Source organism: Virgibacillus carmonensis (assembly GCF_057836705.1).
The window spans coordinates 1-595 of the sequence record NZ_JBYQFJ010000273.1 but is presented as its reverse complement, the minus strand read 5'-3'; the positions used below and the strand labels follow the sequence as shown (position 1 = coordinate 595).

1 protein-coding gene is annotated in these 595 nt (G+C 40.3%); it reads left to right on the top strand.

Annotated elements, in window-relative coordinates:
* Positions 1–595 (top strand): AAA family ATPase (locus AC3G7N_RS21835; RefSeq protein WP_489424222.1); only part of this gene is annotated, 595 nt, incomplete at both ends.

The following is a 595-nucleotide window of genomic DNA, read 5'->3' as shown; positions in this document are numbered from 1 at the left end:
GCTGAAGAAGAAAACTATGAACGGGCAGCGAATCTACGTTATCAAGAAATTCAATTACAAAAACAACTTGAAAAGGCGAAAAATGAAGCACAAATTACGGAAGTTGGAGTAGAGGACATCCTGTTAATTGTTGAAGAAAAAACGGGTATTCCTGTTACAAAGCTCCAAAAAGATGAACAGGAAAAAATGAAAAATATTGCTGCTAACTTAAAGGAAAATGTAATTGGACAAGAGCAAGCGGTAGATAAGGTAGCGAAAGCGATTCGCCGGAGCCGGGCAGGACTTAAGTCCAAATATCGTCCTATTGGTTCATTCTTATTCGTTGGTCCAACTGGTGTTGGTAAAACCGAATTAACAAGAGCACTTGCAAATGAACTGTTTGGTTCACGTGATTCTCTGATTCGTCTGGACATGAGTGAATATATGGAGAAACACGCCGTGTCTAAAATTATCGGCTCACCTCCCGGCTATGTTGGCCATGAAGAAGCAGGACAATTAACCGAGAAAGTACGCCGTAACCCATATTCTATTCTGTTACTTGATGAAATTGAAAAGGCACATCCGGATGTACAAAACATGTTCCTGCAAATCATGG